The following is a 17,287-nucleotide window of genomic DNA, read 5'->3' on the forward strand; positions in this document are numbered from 1 at the left end:
TCCCATCTGCATCGTTGTCGCTTCAATCCACAAACAGAAATTCATTCGACGATATCAAGACCCGACACAGACTCTGCCAGGTGCGCAGCTCTTTTTGATCCGCAGGCAATTCCAAAGCAGCCAGCTCCCGCCGATACAAATTCAGATAAGCCAAAGCCTGTGTGGTTTCCTTTTCAGTCGCCGGTCGACCAAAGACGCGTTCATAAATCCGATTCACTTTCGCCGGCCCCTCCAGATGCGTCTCATGCAGGATTGACTCGGCAAAGTCCTCGGTATTCTGCATGATGAATTTGCTGTTCATCATGAATAAAGCCTGCGGCGCGACTGTCGTATGCACGCGGTTTCCTGACAGCACACTCGGGTCGGCAAAATCAAATGCCTGCAGTACGTCGTACAAAGCGCTGCGAATGATGGGCAAATAAACCGAGCGCCGATTGGTCTGGTACACCACCGGGTCCACATTTCGCGTGCTCGTCACATATTTGCGGTTTTCCACGTTCAGCAGCGAGCCTCCCATCTCATAATCAAGTTTGCCGCTGACGGCAAGAATCGAATCGCGAATCGCTTCCGCTTCCAGACGCCGTCGATTCATCCGCCATAACAGGCGGTTCTCAGGATCAATGGCCGCCATCTCCGGATTAAATTCCGTGCTCATCTGATACGTGGCTGACAGCATGATCAGCCGATGCATGTCTTTGATCGACCAGTCGTGTTCCACAAACTGCACTGCCAGCCAGTCCAGGAGTTCCGGATGCGAAGGGCGTTCCCCCAGCTTTCCGAAGTTGTCCGTCGTTCGGACAATTCCGGCTCCAAAATGCCAGCGCCAGATCCGGTTGACCATCACCCGCGCCGTCAAGGGATGCGAGCCACTGGTCAGCCACTCCGCCAGTTGTAGTCGTCCACTTTGCTGATCATCAATAGGCGTCTGCTCTTCACCTGCAATGATCCTCAGAAACTGGCGGGGCACTTCTTTCCCCAAAGTAAAATGACTGCCCCGCAGATGTACCTTGATATTTTCCGGTTTCTGATCGGAAACCGACATCGCTGTCGGATACTTGGGAAGTGCTGCTGTTAACTCTTTCTGCTGACTCCGTTTTGTTTTGAGTTGCGTCAGCAACTCCGCTGTATAACTCTGCTCACGATCTTCGGATAATGTAAAAGGCCCCTTGGGATCGTACAGCACATTGCGGATCGCTTCCCGCTCCGAATCGGGTAAGCCTTTCGCCTTCTGTCCCGCTTTAGTTTTCTGATAATCGTGCCACTCCTGCTCCACCTCTGCAAACAGAGACTGATACAATGCAGCCGCTTGAACCAGTCTTTGTTCCGGCGGCACGCTTTTCAAAACCTTGAAGCGTTGATAAGTCTTACTCAGCTCCTGCGGAACGGTTCCGCTGCGGACCAGTTCATTCCAGATCACAAACGGGGAATCCTTTTCACCCGCTGATTGTTGCAGGTAATCCGCCCACTGCAACAGGAATCCGCCCACCAGTGTTTCGTCCGGTGCTGTCAGAGCAGCGATCCTGTTTTCTTTTTGATCAGAAGATACGTTTGGTTTGGCAATCAACAGTTTATCAACATGCGGAAACGCCTGCTTACTTTCCAGGCGAACCCGGTTCTGTCCCGCTTTGAACTGATAAACCCCCTGCACTTTCCACTGCTGTGATTTGGGATACCAGCTGCCGGTCACTTTACCGGCGGCACTGTCATTGACCAGATCTCCATTGATCAACAGCTGAACCGGTCGCGCAGCCGCTGCTGCATAGCGAATCTCCAGTTGGTAGCGGCCCGCTTCCGGAATTTCGACTTCATACTCGGCGATATTCGGCAGCATCCCCGCGTTATAGATCACACCAATCCCCTCGCCATAGCCGGTCGTGGATTTCTTCACATTGCCCGTCTGATACGCTTCCGCCTCCAGCAGAATCGCAGACTGTGATTCATACTTTCGAGGATCAGCGCCAATCGACCGTGCATCGCTATTCTGCTGATCGTAGTAATTTTTGATCTCTGCCGCCAAAAGATAAGAGGCTGTCTTCCCCCGTTCCTGTTCCAGCAACCGCTCGTCTGCTTCTTTTATGATTGATTTGATCTCAGCGTCCAGCGCGGCTATCTGCTGTTGTTGCGTTTCCAGCGTTTCAATCTCAGCCGGACTGGCCAGTAACTGTTCCTGCCAGCGAGCCACCACCTTGAAGTTTTCCATCGTCTTCGTACTTTTGAAGATTCCGGCCAGCGAGTAATAATCTTCAATCGGAATCGGATCGAATTTGTGAGTATGACAGCGGGCACAGCCCAGCGTCAGCCCCATGAAAGTTCGCCCCACTGTATCCAGCTGCTCATCAATGATATCCATCTGCATTTTCATCTGGTCATCTTCAGCCAGCATCTTAGCGCCGATGGAGAGAAAACCGGTCGCCGTGATCTTTTCGTTACGATGTTCTGCAGCGCCCCGCGCGGCCAGAATGTCACCGGCCAGTTGTTCCTGTAGAAACTGATCGAAGGGTTTATCATTGTTGAAAGCAGCAATCACATAATCACGATACCGCCAGGCATTGGCGTACGCCAGATTTTCATCCAGGCCGTTCGAATCGGCATAGCGTGCCACATCCAGCCAGTGACGTCCCCAGCGTTCTCCATAGCGAGGCGAAGCCAGCAGCCGATCCACCACCCGGGCAAACGCCTCGGGCGACTCATCTTTGAGAAAAGCTTCGATTTCAGTCCGCGTGGGAGGCAATCCCGTTAAATCAAATGTAGCACGGCGGATGAGAGTCTCTCTGTCGGCAGCAGACGCGGGAGTTCCCCCCTGCGCTTCCAGCTTCGTCAGGACAAAGCGATCAAGTGGGCCTTTCACCCAATCGTTTTTATTGACTTCAGGTAACATCGGCTTATGAGGCGGCTGAAAGGCCCAGAATTCCTGCTGCGACTTCGTAAACAGAGGGCCATCTGACGATTCCTGTTTCAGTTCTGCGACTGGTTTGGCATCAGGCCAGTAGGCACCGCCGCGAACCCACTCTGTCAGATCGCTGATCTCTTTTTGAGACAGCTTGTCCTTGGGTGGCATATGCAGTTGGCCGCTGTGTTTGACAGCGCTGATCAACAGACTCTCAGCAGGCTTTCCTGCGACAATCGCCGGGCCACGTTCTCCGCCAATCACCAGGCCCGCGAATGTATCGACCCGCAAGCCGCTCTCGATCGAATCCTCGCTGTGGCAGTCATAACACTGGTTGATCAGCAAAGGCCGAATCCGCTTTTCGAAGAATTCCGCTTGCTTCAAATCAACTTCTGACGCGAACACCGAACGCAGCGCAGTCAGGCTGACTATTAAACTCAATCCCCAAAATACCAGGAGTTGTCGTTTCATTCATCTGCTTCCGGGAGGGCACGTATTTGTGAAGTAACTCTCTACTTACAACCGTTTTTCTTCAGGCAGGATTCGTACGAAACGGCACTGGGCAGCCAGTGACGCGAAGGATCATATATTATATATAATCATATCGGGCACACAAAATCAACCGCAGAATGGCACCAGATTCTGACTTTTAAGAAATGAACTTATCAGGCGAGTGATCCATCGTACCAGTCGGTGTCATCCTGCACCTGTTGTAAACCAGTTCTTCAGACCAGGCGTAAAAAAACACGCCCCGGAATCGAGGCGTGATCGTTTTATTTTACGACAGGAACTCAGCAGCCGCTTATCGCTGCACCACTCCATATTCGGCTTGCAACTGCTTCACCACATAATCCATCAACTGCTGGGCTTCCCCGGATGTCAGAGTGTGCAAAGCATCGCGGAACAGCATGCGAATCGTCAGGCTCATCGCTCCTTCACCCACGCTTTCGCCTGAGAAGGTATCCACGCAGATCACGCTTTCCAGTTCCGGCTGCAACACAAAGTCTGCACCAGCATCTTTCCGCGGTTCCGTTTCCAGATTTTCCACTGCGGCAGCGAATGCCTTTTCCAGAGAGGCTTCGATCTCGGCATAATGCAGATCACTGGGAACGACGAACGAAATATCGCGGGCAATCACCTGAGTTCGCGCCAGGCCTTTGAACATGCCCGGGGGTGACTTGACAGTGATCAGTGTCGACAGATCCAGTTCGAATCCATACAGAGGCACACGGGCCCGGTCTTTAATTCCCAGGGCATCCAGATCAATACGCCCCAGCGCTCCGATGCGATGTTCTCCCTGACTGATTACGGCGAACTCTTCACCGCGATATCCATGCGCCGGCGTATCACTGGCAAACGTGCAACCATCCACGTTCAGATGTGAGAGCAGATTCTCAACCAACCCCTTGGCACGCAGGAAATCAATCTCTTTCTCAGAGGCGATCCAGGCGGAATCGTTAACAGGTCCCCCCAGCACGCTTCCCAGCATCCAGCGTTCATCAATCTCATTATTCTGGCGGAAGGTACGGTCGACTTCGAAAAACCGGAAGCTGCTGGCACCACGACGGGCATTGCGTTCAGCCACTTCAATCAGGCTGCCAACCAGACTCTGTCGCAGTGTCGTCATCTCTTTAGAAATCGGATTCTGTACCTGAATGGCATCCCCGGGCCACTGGCTGAAAGAGAGGGCAATCTGTTCGGTCGTTAAAGGCGGCGTGCGGCATTCCAGAAAGCCGTTACTCGTCAGGAAACCGGCAACACTGTTTCGCAAACCATCGGTTTCTGAAACGCGCCCCTTGGTCGTGGTCGCCATCATCGGTTTCATATCGATACTGTCATACCGCAGCAGACGGGCCACATCTTCCGCCAGTACGACTTCATTATTCACATCGACGCGCCAGGTGGGAACAGAAATGGTGAGATCATCATCAGCCGTCATTTCCAGCTTGGTCAGACAGTCCTTGATCTGTTCGCCACTGATGTCCGTCCCCAGAATCTTGGAAATACGTGCGGCGCTTAATGTGAACTGAGTCGACTGCTTGATACTCGGATAACTGTCCGTGACCGCGGAAGCAGGACTGGCGGCTGACAGTTCCGCATCCTGCAGCAATTCTGCAGCGCGGTTAAACGCACCACTCAGCATGCCGTTCGGATCAGTACCCCGTTCGAAGCGATAGGACGAATCCGTGCCAATCCGCAGTTTGCGGGCAGAGGTCCGTATACAGACCGGGTCAAAGCAGGCCGCTTCCAGCAGAATCCGTTTGGATTCCGTTGTGGTCTGCGAATTCCAGCCCCCCATAATCCCGGCCAGCGCAATCGGTTTTTCGGCATCGGCAATCACCAATGGTTCGTGAGTCGCATCTACTTCTGCTTCATCCAGCAGTTTGAGTTTTTCACCATTCCGAATGCGGCGGACTTCAATCTTGTTTCCTGTGAGGGAATCGAAATCGAACGCGTGCAGTGGCTGCCCCCATTCGAGCATCACAAAGTTCGTGATGTCCACCACATTGTTAATCGGTCGTAAGCCCGCGGTCTGCAGACGACTCTGCAGCCAGTGGGGAGACGTGCGTACCTGCACGCCGTCAAACACCTGGCAGGCATACCGCGAACAGAGTGATTCATCCACAATTTCGACGGTGACCGCATCTCCCTTGCCTGACTGCGAATTCAACTCACGGGCACTGGGATATTTTAACTGCATATCCAGCACGGCGGCCACTTCACGGGCGACACCAATCATCCCCAGACAGTCGGGTCGGTTAGGAAGTACCGAGACTTCGACCAGCGATTCCTGAATGGGTGAGACGGAAGGCAGGCTCGCTCCCAGCATGGCTTCGTCTTTGAATACCTGCAAACCGGTCGAGCGGGCAATCAGCCCCAGTTCGCCATCCAGGCAGAGCATGCCCTGCGAGGAAACACCTTTGAACTTGCCTTCGCCAATCAACGCGCCACTCGGTAGCTTCGTACCGGAAACTGCGACAGGCACACCCCAGCCAGTTTCAACGGGATGCGAAGAGGCACAGACGATGGTAATCAGTTTCCCTTTTTCGATTTCCACCTGGCATTCATACAACGCACCGGTATCACCCAATGGTTTCTTCTCGCGAATAAATCCAATGCGGATCGGCGCCAGCGATTCTGCAAGATGAAATTCTTCTTCGACTTCCAGGCCGACGGTCATGAAGGCGTCGAGCAGTTCCTGTTCTTGACAGTCTGACGCCAGGTAATCGCGCAACCAACCAGTATTAATTCGCATCGTTCTCTCTTCTTATGCCAGAAAATTCGTGCCAGATTTCACCAGGATCAATGTCTTTAAAACTGACGCAAAAACGCTTCTTCATTTTCGTACATCAGCCGAATATCACTGATCCCGTGGCGGATCATCGCCATGCGGTCCAGTCCCAGCCCAAAGGCAAAGCCCTGCCACTGCTCCGAGTCAACGCCGCCAGCCTGCAGCACTTCAGGTCGAATCATGCCGGCCCCTAGAATCTCCAGCCACTTGCCGTTAAACATCACATCCACTTCCGCACTCGGCGTGGTGAACGGGAAGTAACTCGGCCGGAAACGCAGTTGTACGTCTTCGCCAAACAGGGCACTCGCCAACTGATACAAAACCCATTTCAGATCAGCAAAGCTGATATCTCGATCGATGGCAATCACGTCCAGCTGATGGAAAATCGGAAAATGCGATGCATCAATTTCATCGCGACGGTAACAGCGTCCCGAAGTCATAGCCCGTAATGGCGGTGGCCCGAACTCTTTCATTGCCCGGGTCTGAAACGCCGAGGTATGAGTGCGGAGCACATTCCCGACTGTCGTGTAGAATGAATCGTGCATGTCCCGCGCGGGATGCCAGTCGGGTGTATTCAATGCGTCGAAGTTGAAGAATTCGGTTTCGACTTCCGGGTAATCATCGTAGCGAAAGCCCAGGCCGATCAGAATTGATTTCACTTCTTCCATGGTCGCCATCAGGGGGTGACGATGACCAGGCAATGACCGTACCCCGGGCAAAGTCACATCAATGGCATCAATTTGGGGACCCGTTTTTTCGCTGGCTTCCAGTGCCTCTTTTTTCTCGGTGAGCGCGGTCTGGATACTCTGCTTGACGGCGTTCAGCGTTTTACCAAACTCGCGTTTTTCTTCTGGCGATAATGACTTCAACTGCTGCTGCAGTGATTTCAGCTTTCCCTTTTTTCCCAGATACTGGACCCGCACTTCGTCCAGCTCCGCAAGAGTTTGTGCTGCCGCAATGCTCTCCATGGCGGCTTCTACCAGCGCGTCATTATTGTCAGACATTTTGATTCTTCAGATGTTCGAATATTCTGTTTGTGGATTTAGCACCCTGCACCAGATTGACTCGCTCATATCTCAAGGATAGACAACGAGTTGCGCGCAAAGTCCGCCTGAGGTCGGGATTGTAACTATTCCGGCAGCATTCTGCAACTACTGCCATGCCCGGCTGAAGCCCATTCACCAGAAGCCCTGAACAGCTTTAAGTTTAGCGAGATCAGAGGTTTGCAAGGAAAAGCAGAGGCCGGCACAGGAGCTTAACAACCAGTGTGAGTCAAGGGTTCTCCTCATCCAGCGTACAGCTCAAATCGGTCGCGAATTATGTATCGAGAATCTCGGTGACGACATCACCGTACACGTCGGTCAGGCGGAAATCGCGGCCAGCGTAACGATAAGTCAACCGCTTGTGATCCATGCCCATCAGATGCAGCAGTGTGGCATGCAAATCGTGGATATGGACTTTATCGCGGGTCGCGTAGTAACCGTACTCATCGGTTGCTCCATGCACGTGTCCCTGTTTGACTCCCGCTCCGGCCAGCCACATCGAATAGCCTTGCGGATTATGATCGCGACCATTTTTTCCCTGCGCGATGGGGGTCCGGCCGAATTCGCCGCCCCACACAACCAGGGTATCTTCCAGCAGTCCCCGCTGCTTCAGATCAGCCAGCAGACCGGCGATCGGCTTATCGACCATTTTTGAATTTCGTTCATGACCATTTTTCAAGCCGCTATGCTGATCCCATTTGTTGTTTCCCAGCGCGACTTCAATATACCGCACCCCGGCTTCGGCAAAACGACGCGCCATCAGACACTGGCGACCGAAGTTTTCGGTGGTCTTGTCATCGATGCCGTACAGCGCCTGCGTCTCTTTGGTTTCTGAATTCAGATCCATCAGCGCAGGAACTTCCGACTGCATCCGGAACGCCAGCTCATACGAATTGATCACCCCTTCGATTTCATTATCCAGCTTGACCTGCGCCAGATGCCGTTCATTCATCGCCTGCAACAGCCCCAGTTGTTTGCGTTGTTGACTGACCGACGCACCGTTGTTGTCCAGGAAGCGGATCTGCGCCTCTTTGGCCGCGGTGTCGGCATCACCAATCGCGGTTCCCTGATACGCGGCGGGTAAAAAGGCACTGCCGTAATTTCGCACGCCCCCATGTCCTCGCGAAGGACAGATCGAAATGAAGCCAGGCAGATTATTGTTCTCGGTTCCCAGTCCATAGACCATCCATGAACCCACCGAAGGCCGTACCAGGCTGTCCGAACCAGTATGCAGTTTCATCACCGCCTGACCATGTGATTGCCCGTTGGTGTGCATCGAATTAATCACACACAGATCGTCGGCATGTTCGGCGACATTGTCAAACAGTTCAGAAATCCACAGACCGCTCTCACCCCGCTGCTTGAATTTCCAGGGAGACTTCATCAGCCGCAGATTTTCCTGCGAAGACTTTTCAATGTTCTTCGCCGCCTTGAATGGCAGTCGCTGGCCATCTTCTTTATTCAGACGGGGTTTATAATCGAACGTATCCACCTGACTCGGACCGCCGTGCATAAACAGAAAGATGACCCGTTTGGCGCGTGGCTCAAAGTGGGGTGTCTTTGTCATCAGCGGTGACTGAGACTCTAACGCCGCTTCCGCGCTCAAACCCGCCAGCGCTGTATAGCCAAAGCCGCAGGCCGAGGATTTTAACATCTGTCGTCGTGATAAATTAAGAGCTTCCATAACTGTTCATTCTTTATATAAATGCGGGTGAATCCTGTGATTCCTGCTTCTATTAAAATCAAAAGACTAATTCAAAAAGCGAAATTCAGTCGACGCAAACAGGATCTGACAGTACGAGGCCCATGCCTTTTGAACCGCCGCTTTGGGGTCGGAGTTCTCTTTCGCAGACTGCTGTTTGAGAGAATCAATATACTGCACGGCTTCGGTCTGTTCGGCTGCTGTCGCTTCCCGACCCAGGCAGGCCAGATACAACCGGGAAACACGCTGGCCATCACTCTGCTTTGAGTCTGTTAACAGTTTGGACGCGGTCTGCTCCGCCTGAGAAACCACAAACGGACTGTTCATCATAAACAGCGCCTGAGCAGGGACGGTCGTCACCGGGCGATTTCCCACCAGCATTTCCGGAGCCGGAAAATCAAACACAGTCAGCGCCGGGGGGACATTGCCACGCACGATCGGCAGATAAATGCTGCGACGAAATTCGGACGGGTTCTGCTCAACTTTTTTATTCCGATTTGGGCTGATCGCCTGCTCGGGATAGTGCGCCACCGAAGAGCCCCCCTGCTGCAGATCGAGTTTGCCTGAGATCGACAGGACAGCATCGCGGATTTTTTCCGCTGACAGCCGCCGGCGATTCATCCGCCACACCAGATGATTGCCCGGATCTTTCTGATATCGCTCTTCGCTGAAGTCGGAACTCATGCGATACGTATTGCTCACCATGATCTCACGGATCAAAGTCTTCATCGACCAGCCTTCGGCCACGAACCGTTGTGCCAGGTAATCCAGCAGCTCCGGATGCGTGGGCTGTTCTCCCAGGTGACCGAAATTATCGACGCTACGAACCAGTCCGTTTCCGAACAGATGTTTCCAGATACGATTCACCATCACACGACTGGTCAGCGGATTCTGTGACTGGCTCAACCAGTTTGCCAACTCCAGACGACCACTCTGCTGTGGACTCACTTCCGGCTGCTCCTTCAGCGAGGCAATCGTCAGAAACCCGCGATCAACCTTATCACCCAGTTGGTGAATATTTCCCCGCCGGGCAATCCGGTAGTCCGCCGGATCAGGCTGCTCACCCACGGCTAATGCCATCGGTGCCGGCGGCGGTGCATTCTCTTTTAATTTGGCCAGCTCTGATTTGAGCGATTTGACACTCGCCTGCAGTTCCTTAATCTGTTTCTGCTTCTCAGCAGCATCGGGTTTTGCTTCTGTTTTTTTTGCCAGCTTCGCATCCGGTTTCGGCAGGTCAAACTGGGGCAGGAACTGAACCGCATCGACAACCACGTAACCGGAAGCTCCTTTATTCGAGATTTCGACATAGCCGGCTTGACCAGCCGCGAATTCAAAACTGCCCAGTGAAGTGAAGATACCGTCAATTGGCCCCTGCTTCGTCTGGTCTACGTGGAACGTCTTCAACCCCTGTTCCGTCTGAATCGTTACAGGCACCTGACTCGAACGGCCGTTGCTACCCGGAAAGGCAAACCGGACTTCATACTTACCAGCGGCCGGCAGATCAGGCGTAAAGCGAATCGTTTTCTTGCCCTGCTCCTCGTTCATATCATGCACGTAGCCGACACCCAGGTAATTTTTGGAATAAACCGATTCCTGCCAAGCACCCGTTTTCTTCGCCTCGGCATCGTCCACAACAATTCCCGCCAGTTCTTTCAAACGCTGCTGCTGACTGGTAGCTCCCTGCAGTTTCTTCAACGCATCGGAATCTGTCTTCAGTTTTTCTTCCAACGTTTTCAGATCGGTTTCATGTTTCTTCAACGCAGACGCATGCTCTGGTTTGATCGGCAGTGGACGCGTCATCCAGCCGGAAACAAACTGGTTATTTAAGCGGTTCCCGTGCACGGTTTCCGTACTGCGAAAGATCCCGGCGAGTGCGTAATAATCGGTCATCGGAATCGGATCAAATTTGTGATCGTGACAGCGGGCACAGCCCAGTGTCATTCCCATGAATGCCCGCCCGGTCACATCAATCTGTTCATCGACCACATCCATGCGCAGCTTTTCTTTATCCCGCTCACTCAACATCTTGGCTCCCATGACCAGGAAGCCGGTCGCGACGATATTCTGCGTCCGCTCTTCGTCATTCTCAAACGGCAGCAGGTCGCCGGCAATCTGTTCGCGGATAAATTCAGTATAAGGCTTATCTTGATTGAATGCCTGAATCACATAATCGCGGTACCGCCATGCATTGTAGAACGTCAGGTTGATATCCAGGCCGTTCGAATCCGCATATCGTGCCAGGTCCAGCCAGTGACGTCCCCACGTCTCACCATATTGAGGCGTCTCCAGCAGGCGATCAATCAGATGCTCGTACGCCTGGGGAGAAGGATCATTCACAAACTGCTCAATCTGTTTCGGCGTAGGAGGCAAACCGGTCAGATCAAAATAAACGCGACGCACCAGCGTCTGTCGATCCGCGCCTTTAACAGGCGTGATCTGTTTCGCTTCCAGCTTCGACAGAATGAACCGATCAATATCGTTCCGCGGCCAGTCACTTTGTTTCACTTCCGGAACGTCAGGCTTCGTCAGTGGACGGAACGACCAGAATTCGCGTTCCTTCTCAAAATCAATCGCCAGTTCTGATTTCTTGGCTAGCGGACTGGTCTTCACTTGCCCTTCGCGCGGATCGGGTGCGCCCATCTGAATCCACTTGCGAAAGTCAGAGATGACGTTCGCCGATAGTTTCTCATCCGGGGGCATCGCGTAAAAATCGGGATCATGTTCAATCGCCTGCAGTATCAGGCTCGATTTCAGATTGCCAGGCACAACCGCTTTTCCCGAGTCGCCACCCATGCGAATTCCAGCTCGCGTATCCAATACAAACGAGGCGTTTTCCGGATCGGGTTCCCCGGCATGGCAGTCGTAACAATATTCTACCAGCACGGGACGGATTTTGTTCTCGAAGAATTCAATCCCGGCCTGCTTCTGCTGAATCGCTGTTTGTGGATTTTCTGCGTAGGCCCGCTGATTGATGATACAGACAACGGCAAGACTCAGGCAGGACAGATAAAGGAAAGGTCGCAAAGCAGTTCTCCTTCTCGAAGCTTTCAGATGAACGCACTCAATTTGCTTAGGGAAGCTCACTCTCTGGGATTGAAAGACAGGCAGGAGGGAATCAGTAAACTCTGATCAGGCCTGAATTTTAATCATCGTCCAGTATAACGCATCAACGTCGATCCATGAACTAAATAAACGCGATTTCCACTCAGTTTCAGACAGTTCTCACGCAGAACTTACCAGATCAGCACGAAACGCAGGCAAAGCACTTTTATTAACGAAATAAAGAAATCCCGAACCTGCTGGATCACACAAAATTTCACGGATCAGCGGCTTAAAACAGGTCGTTCTGATGGAGAATGGAGGCCCATTTACGTTCGGTTTTGCTACCACGAAAAACACGAAAGAACACGAAAAATCTTCGGGTAGGCCCGAATGCAATTCGGGCCGAGCGCAGCGAGCAGGAGGTTTCAGCTCACGAGATCAATTCATAACATAGCCACCAACTGAATAATTTATCTTGAGGAACGCATACGATTCACATCGTCTGCCCTGCAACCTCCTGTTGCCTCTGGCAATACCGGATTATATCCGGTACCACTCACAACCGCTCCTGTAACACAACCAACCTGTGTCAGCATTTTTTCGTGTCTTGCGTGGTAGCAAAAAAATCCGTGGTTGAAATATTTCGCGGTCCCACATACGAACAGCATCATTTCACAGGAAAGGGAACCGCATCCGATACCCCCAGGGACTTGCCACCAAATCCCTGGTTGCCGCTTGACTGATACGTTCCCCAGACACGGTATTCATCCCCCGCTGCCGGCAGTTTTACCTTGTCAGCAATGTGCGCAAACATCTCAGCTTCCACGGTAACATCCTGACCCGTTTCAAACAGAATCGTCACGGAGCCGGAATCGGATTTATTTACTTCCTTGACTTTGCCGGCAATCCCCAGCGACTTGCGTTCGATATCAAAATCGGAATCAGAATTTTCCGGCTTGTGAATATACTTCTTGTCCACAGCCGCTGAATCTTTCGCAAACTCGGCCGCAAGTTCACTGGCCTGAACCGCCGGGAAGGGCTTCCCTTCAACCGACACAATCTTACAGTCGACCGGCCGTGCTGAAAAATCACCCGAGTATTTAAATTCTACTGTGACCTTCTGGCCAGGCCCCACCGACCGCCAGACAGGCGGGCCGAAAAATTCACACGACACATCATTGACTGTATTCTCATCCTTGGGAAGGTACAGATCCAAAGCGGTCGCGGGCTTTTTTTCGTCATAGTAGCCGAAGTTGATTCCCAGATCACTCACTTCGCCCGTTATCTGAATCGTGCGTCCCTTCAAATGCTCCGTCTTATAGTCCAGCTCGTTCTTGTGGTCCTTCCACTGCCTGGCAGTCATGACAATCGGATTCGCTTCATAATCGACAGGCTTAGGTTCAGTAGCTGCGGAAGGTTTAGCCCCCTGCTCTTTCTTAGCAGCGTCAGGCATGCCTGTCTCAGGTTCGACAGTCTCAGGTTCCGCACTATCGGGTACCTCCGTCTTCGGCTCACCACTGCAACCCACACACATGAAACACATCAACAACACAACTAACGCTTGCCGAAACATAATCAGACTCCAGTGAGACTAAAAAAGAATACCACCTCTTCACAAAGAGACAGCGTCAGTCAAAGTGGAATTCACAGGCATCAATTCAGAGGTGTACCCGGGTAATCAGTACGAAGAAGCTACCTGAAACATGATAAGCACTGACATCAACTAAATTATTCTACCAGAAGCCTTGGTAATACACAAGCATACAGTGCTTCTGTAAAGTCATTCCATGAAATCTGAGCAAGTAGGTTTTCGTGTCTTTTCGTGCTTTTCGTGGTAATAAATACAAAAGGGCAACTAAAAGACTGCAGCCAACTGCTGGAATTTCAGACCCTCAATCAGATTTTTTTGGAAGAAACTGTAAACGCACCGATTGAATGCGTTCCAGGGGAACATCTTTCGATGTGGCGCTCACTTCTCCCCAATTGGATTTGCAGTTAGACGCGCCCTGCCTGCCCTTGATTTTGGAACCGGGAGTCAGGATATATTCCTGCCGATGTTCAAAATCAATCGCCGCGAAATAATGCCACTCCACCGTCGATTGACTCTCGACGCCCCGCTGTTCCTGTGGACGTTCCATCAATTCATAACCCAGCTGATTGCAGCTACAGCCTGAATACACTTTACCAGGCAGACTTTTGAAATGGACACGCAACGGGCTGAATAGTTCAGAGGTAAACTGGCGAGCCTCTCCGTCGACAGCAAAGTCGATCACAGGCAATGTCTGCCCTAATGTGCTGGTACGAGTTGGCAGTTGCAGCTTCTCAAAATAAATCGTTTCCGTTGTCACGTACGGTCGGATTTCGAAGTGGTCAATCTCCTCCAGAGGCAGCATAATCCGTATCGGCGCGTTTGCCATTCCGACAGAAAACCAGCCCCCCTCCTTCAGATTCCGTTTGCGGCCCTCTTTCGTCACAACCCATAGCGAAAACTTCAGCTGACTGTTCCCCGTCATGTCAAACATCACTTCGGAAGTATGCCCCGTACTCTGGGGCTCTCCGTAAAACCCATCGCGAGAACTCCAGCCAGTATGATTCCCGGCAATCAGATGAGTGATTTTCAGTGTAAGCCCCTGCTCTGAAATCGTAGCACCAGTCTGAGCCGGTATTCTGTAACGGAAGGAATCCTTTTGATAATTGTAAACCTTGAGAATCAGATCAACAGTCGCAGGCAGCTTGTCCCAAAGTGAAAACAGATGAATTTTTTTCTCGTTAGACCAGTCGAATCCTGCACCGTCCTGAAATCTTCGCAGCGGGATTTTCGTCTGTGAATCGAGAACATTGATCTCCTCAATCTCAAACTGTGAGGTCGCTGGTTCAGACAATTCAATGATCGCATGATCCATGAATGCCGCATTGGAAATCGTGGGCAAATCTGTTGGCAGCTTCGAAATCCGTTTCCCTTTTCCATTTTCGATACTGAAGCGACCGTCCGCCTCAGAGCGGGCGACGCCACCAATTTTATATGTATTGTCGTCGGACTTTAGTTGCAGTGTATTGGTTCCGGTTGCATCACGCAGCCGATACGACTCGGTGGCGGTCCGCGAAAAAACCCGGGGTCGTGACCAGGTCTTCCAGGTCAGAACATCGGGCATAATTCCATTCGCAGCCTCTGATTCAAACCAGCCCATCTGGTCGTATTCAATCGAATACCCACGTGGATGAGCGATGCCCATCACGCGTAACACTGTATCATAGACGGGCAGTTTGATATTACCGTCTGTATCGGTCAACAGGTCCACATACTTCAGCTTCAGGCTGGGATCCAATGAGTGATTCTGAACACGATTGCACTCAATTATCATTTCAGGGATTTTAAGTCCCGGCAGCGGTCGCTGATCCCCAGTATGAAACTTCTGGGTGAGTACCACTGGCGCATTGGCAAGGGCGGCATTCAACAATTGATTGGCGCGATCCAGATCCCCGCGTCTGCGATACCAGGTCCCCAGCAACTGTTGTGCATAAAAGAAATCTGGACGTTCCTGCAGTACGGCTTCCAGTGCCTGTCTTGTTTCTGGTTGATCGAACAACTTTTCGTTATTATTTGAACTGAAATAGGTCTGGGCAATTTCGTAGCATTTTTTGACAACTGCAGCTTCTTCAGCATCAATCTGAAAATCAAGATTCCTCCAACCACCCGAACCCTCTAAAGACGTCTCGGAGACAGGCAGCCGCTGCGGACGCATTCCAGGCAACATCAGGACTGCCACAAGCAAAACCATACACAAAGCGGAAAAACGCAGGCGGTCCACTCTCAATAGAGAACCATCCATCAATCTGCGAATCCGTCTGGCCACGGGATGCTCACGATGCACAAAGCCCAGCACAAGCGGTTCCACCAGTCTGACTGACTGGCGAGTTGCGGCATCAATCAGTGTTTCACAATACCGTTCGGGATCTGCCAGCCCATGCGTCAGCAGCATGTCATCACAGCAGTCTTCGCGCGTCTGCCGCAGCGATTTTTTCAACCACCACATCCCCGGATGAAACCACCAGACCAGGCTCAACACTGTCTCGAACCAGCCCATCAGTAAATCACGTCGGCGGATGTGAGCCAGTTCGTGCGCCAATACAATCGTCCGCTGATCCGGGTGTAAAGACTCTACCAGAAGTCGGGGAAACAAAATGCTCGGCCGGAAAACACCGATTGCAAATGGCGCATCGGTTTCATCAGAAATACGCAACGCCGGGATTTTTTTCATATTTAACTGTGTGGAAAGACGGACCATTTCAGCATGTAGTTCGCCTGCATTCAGGATATCACCTGATCGCACGATTCGTAAAATAGCTCGATAGCGGCGGACTAAGAAAACCCCGCAGACCAGCATTCCGCAGGCATAAACAGACATCAGCAACAGCGACCAGGGAAACTCGGCAGCGGTTTCCGATGCCTCAACCACCGTGGGAACTGTTGCACTGTCACTCCTCGAGACGGGATCAACTGAACTCCCTGCAGTGGGGGAAATTCGATTTGAGGGACCCGCTTCAGAAGCAACGCTGGTGACAGAAGACGTCTTTTCCGCAACAGAAATCTGCGGCGGATCACTGACAACAGTGTTACGAATTGTCGAGTAATAATTCGCAGATTGAGTAATCAAACCTGTGGACAGATCCAGAAATGGAGGCACTGCAAATTTCAACAGCACGATCAGCAGCAGCGCATAGCGGAAGGGGGCACTGGTAAAACGCTTCGTCACCTGTAAGAGCAGGAATACGATCCCGGCTACTACCGCTGCCTGCCAACTGGCATGCAGAAACCAGTTGCTCCAGTCTCCGGCTGCCTGGTTGAGAACTTCTTGCATCGGCTCTATTCCTTTTTCTTGCGTTTCGTATCGGGAGACCGCATTTCATCCAGCAGTTGCTGCAGTTGCTGAATCTCTTCTTCAGAAGGTTTACGCGTTTCAAAAAAAGAAGCCATAAAGGAAAGCGTATCGCCACCGAACACGCTCTGAAACAAATCATTCATCAGATGCCGACAGGCCCGAATCGATTCGGGAGTCGTGCGAAAGACAAACGCCTTGCCCTTGTCTCCTTTCCGCCGCGTCACCAGCTTGCGGGACTCCAGTCGCTTCAGCAGTGTCATCACCGACGACGGTTCCAGCTTCCGCATCGGCGTCAGCTCTTCACTGATCTCTTTAACGGTCGCCTCACCCAGTCGATTCAGACAGGCCAGGACATCACGTTCCGCATCCGGAATTTTAGCTTTGTGTTGGTTCATACCCCATTAATAACGACATTTGTCTTTTTGTCAATCAGAATATTAC

At 52.0% G+C, this 17,287-nt stretch carries 8 protein-coding genes; all 8 read right to left on the reverse strand.

The window, feature by feature from the left end; translation table 11 throughout:
* Positions 1 to 22 precede the first annotated feature (22 nt).
* Positions 23 to 3,358, reverse strand: coding sequence for a DUF1553 domain-containing protein (locus tag Pan161_RS09340; protein WP_145226125.1), 3,336 nt, complete (start codon positions 3,356 to 3,358; stop codon positions 23 to 25).
* Positions 3,359 to 3,689: 331 nt separating this feature from the next.
* A complete protein-coding gene (gene pheT, locus Pan161_RS09345) occupies positions 3,690 to 6,143 on the reverse strand; it encodes a phenylalanine--tRNA ligase subunit beta (protein WP_145226127.1) in 2,454 nt (817 codons plus the stop codon).
* Positions 6,144 to 6,199: 56 nt separating this feature from the next.
* Positions 6,200 to 7,183: a phenylalanine--tRNA ligase subunit alpha gene (gene pheS, locus Pan161_RS09350; protein ID WP_145226129.1), complete on the reverse strand. Its 984-nt coding sequence runs from the start codon at positions 7,181 to 7,183 to the stop codon at positions 6,200 to 6,202.
* A 313-nt stretch (positions 7,184 to 7,496) separates the two neighbouring features.
* Entirely contained in the window at positions 7,497 to 8,906 is a 1,410-nt protein-coding gene (locus tag Pan161_RS09355) for a DUF1501 domain-containing protein (RefSeq protein WP_145226131.1), read from the reverse strand.
* 66 nt (positions 8,907 to 8,972) lie between these two features.
* Complete coding sequence (locus Pan161_RS09360; protein WP_145226133.1) at positions 8,973 to 11,948, reverse strand: DUF1553 domain-containing protein; 2,976 nt, start codon at positions 11,946 to 11,948, stop codon at positions 8,973 to 8,975.
* Positions 11,949 to 12,633: 685 nt separating this feature from the next.
* Complete coding sequence (locus tag Pan161_RS09365; protein WP_145226135.1) at positions 12,634 to 13,539, reverse strand: hypothetical protein; 906 nt, start codon at positions 13,537 to 13,539, stop codon at positions 12,634 to 12,636.
* A 319-nt stretch (positions 13,540 to 13,858) separates the two neighbouring features.
* The gene (locus tag Pan161_RS09370) at positions 13,859 to 16,825 is read right to left on the reverse strand and encodes a M56 family metallopeptidase (protein WP_145226137.1); all 2,967 of its coding nucleotides are present in this window, start codon (positions 16,823 to 16,825) and stop codon (positions 13,859 to 13,861) included.
* A gap of 5 nt (positions 16,826 to 16,830) precedes the next feature.
* Positions 16,831 to 17,241 carry a BlaI/MecI/CopY family transcriptional regulator gene (locus Pan161_RS09375; RefSeq protein WP_145226139.1) on the reverse strand — a complete coding sequence of 137 codons (411 nt, stop codon included), beginning with the start codon at positions 17,239 to 17,241 and terminating at the stop codon, positions 16,831 to 16,833.
* Between the last annotated feature and the right edge of the window lie 46 nt (positions 17,242 to 17,287).

Source organism: Gimesia algae (genome assembly GCF_007746795.1).
Taxonomy (GTDB): Bacteria; Planctomycetota; Planctomycetia; order Planctomycetales; family Planctomycetaceae; genus Gimesia; species Gimesia algae.

What these genes read in the sequence shown, in the direction of transcription:
- pheT (WP_145226127.1), bottom strand. Translation starts at nt 6,143, where the DNA reads ATGCGAATTAATACTGGTTGGTTGCGCGATTACCTGGCGTCAGACTGT.
- Pan161_RS09370 (WP_145226137.1), bottom strand. Translation starts at nt 16,825, where the DNA reads ATGCAAGAAGTTCTCAACCAGGCAGCCGGAGACTGGAGCAACTGGTTT.
- Pan161_RS09365 (WP_145226135.1), bottom strand. Translation starts at nt 13,539, where the DNA reads ATGTTTCGGCAAGCGTTAGTTGTGTTGTTGATGTGTTTCATGTGTGTG.
- pheS (WP_145226129.1), bottom strand. Translation starts at nt 7,183, where the DNA reads ATGTCTGACAATAATGACGCGCTGGTAGAAGCCGCCATGGAGAGCATT.
- Pan161_RS09355 (WP_145226131.1), bottom strand. Translation starts at nt 8,906, where the DNA reads ATGGAAGCTCTTAATTTATCACGACGACAGATGTTAAAATCCTCGGCC.
- Pan161_RS09375 (WP_145226139.1), bottom strand. Translation starts at nt 17,241, where the DNA reads ATGAACCAACACAAAGCTAAAATTCCGGATGCGGAACGTGATGTCCTG.
- Pan161_RS09340 (WP_145226125.1), bottom strand. Translation starts at nt 3,358, where the DNA reads ATGAAACGACAACTCCTGGTATTTTGGGGATTGAGTTTAATAGTCAGC.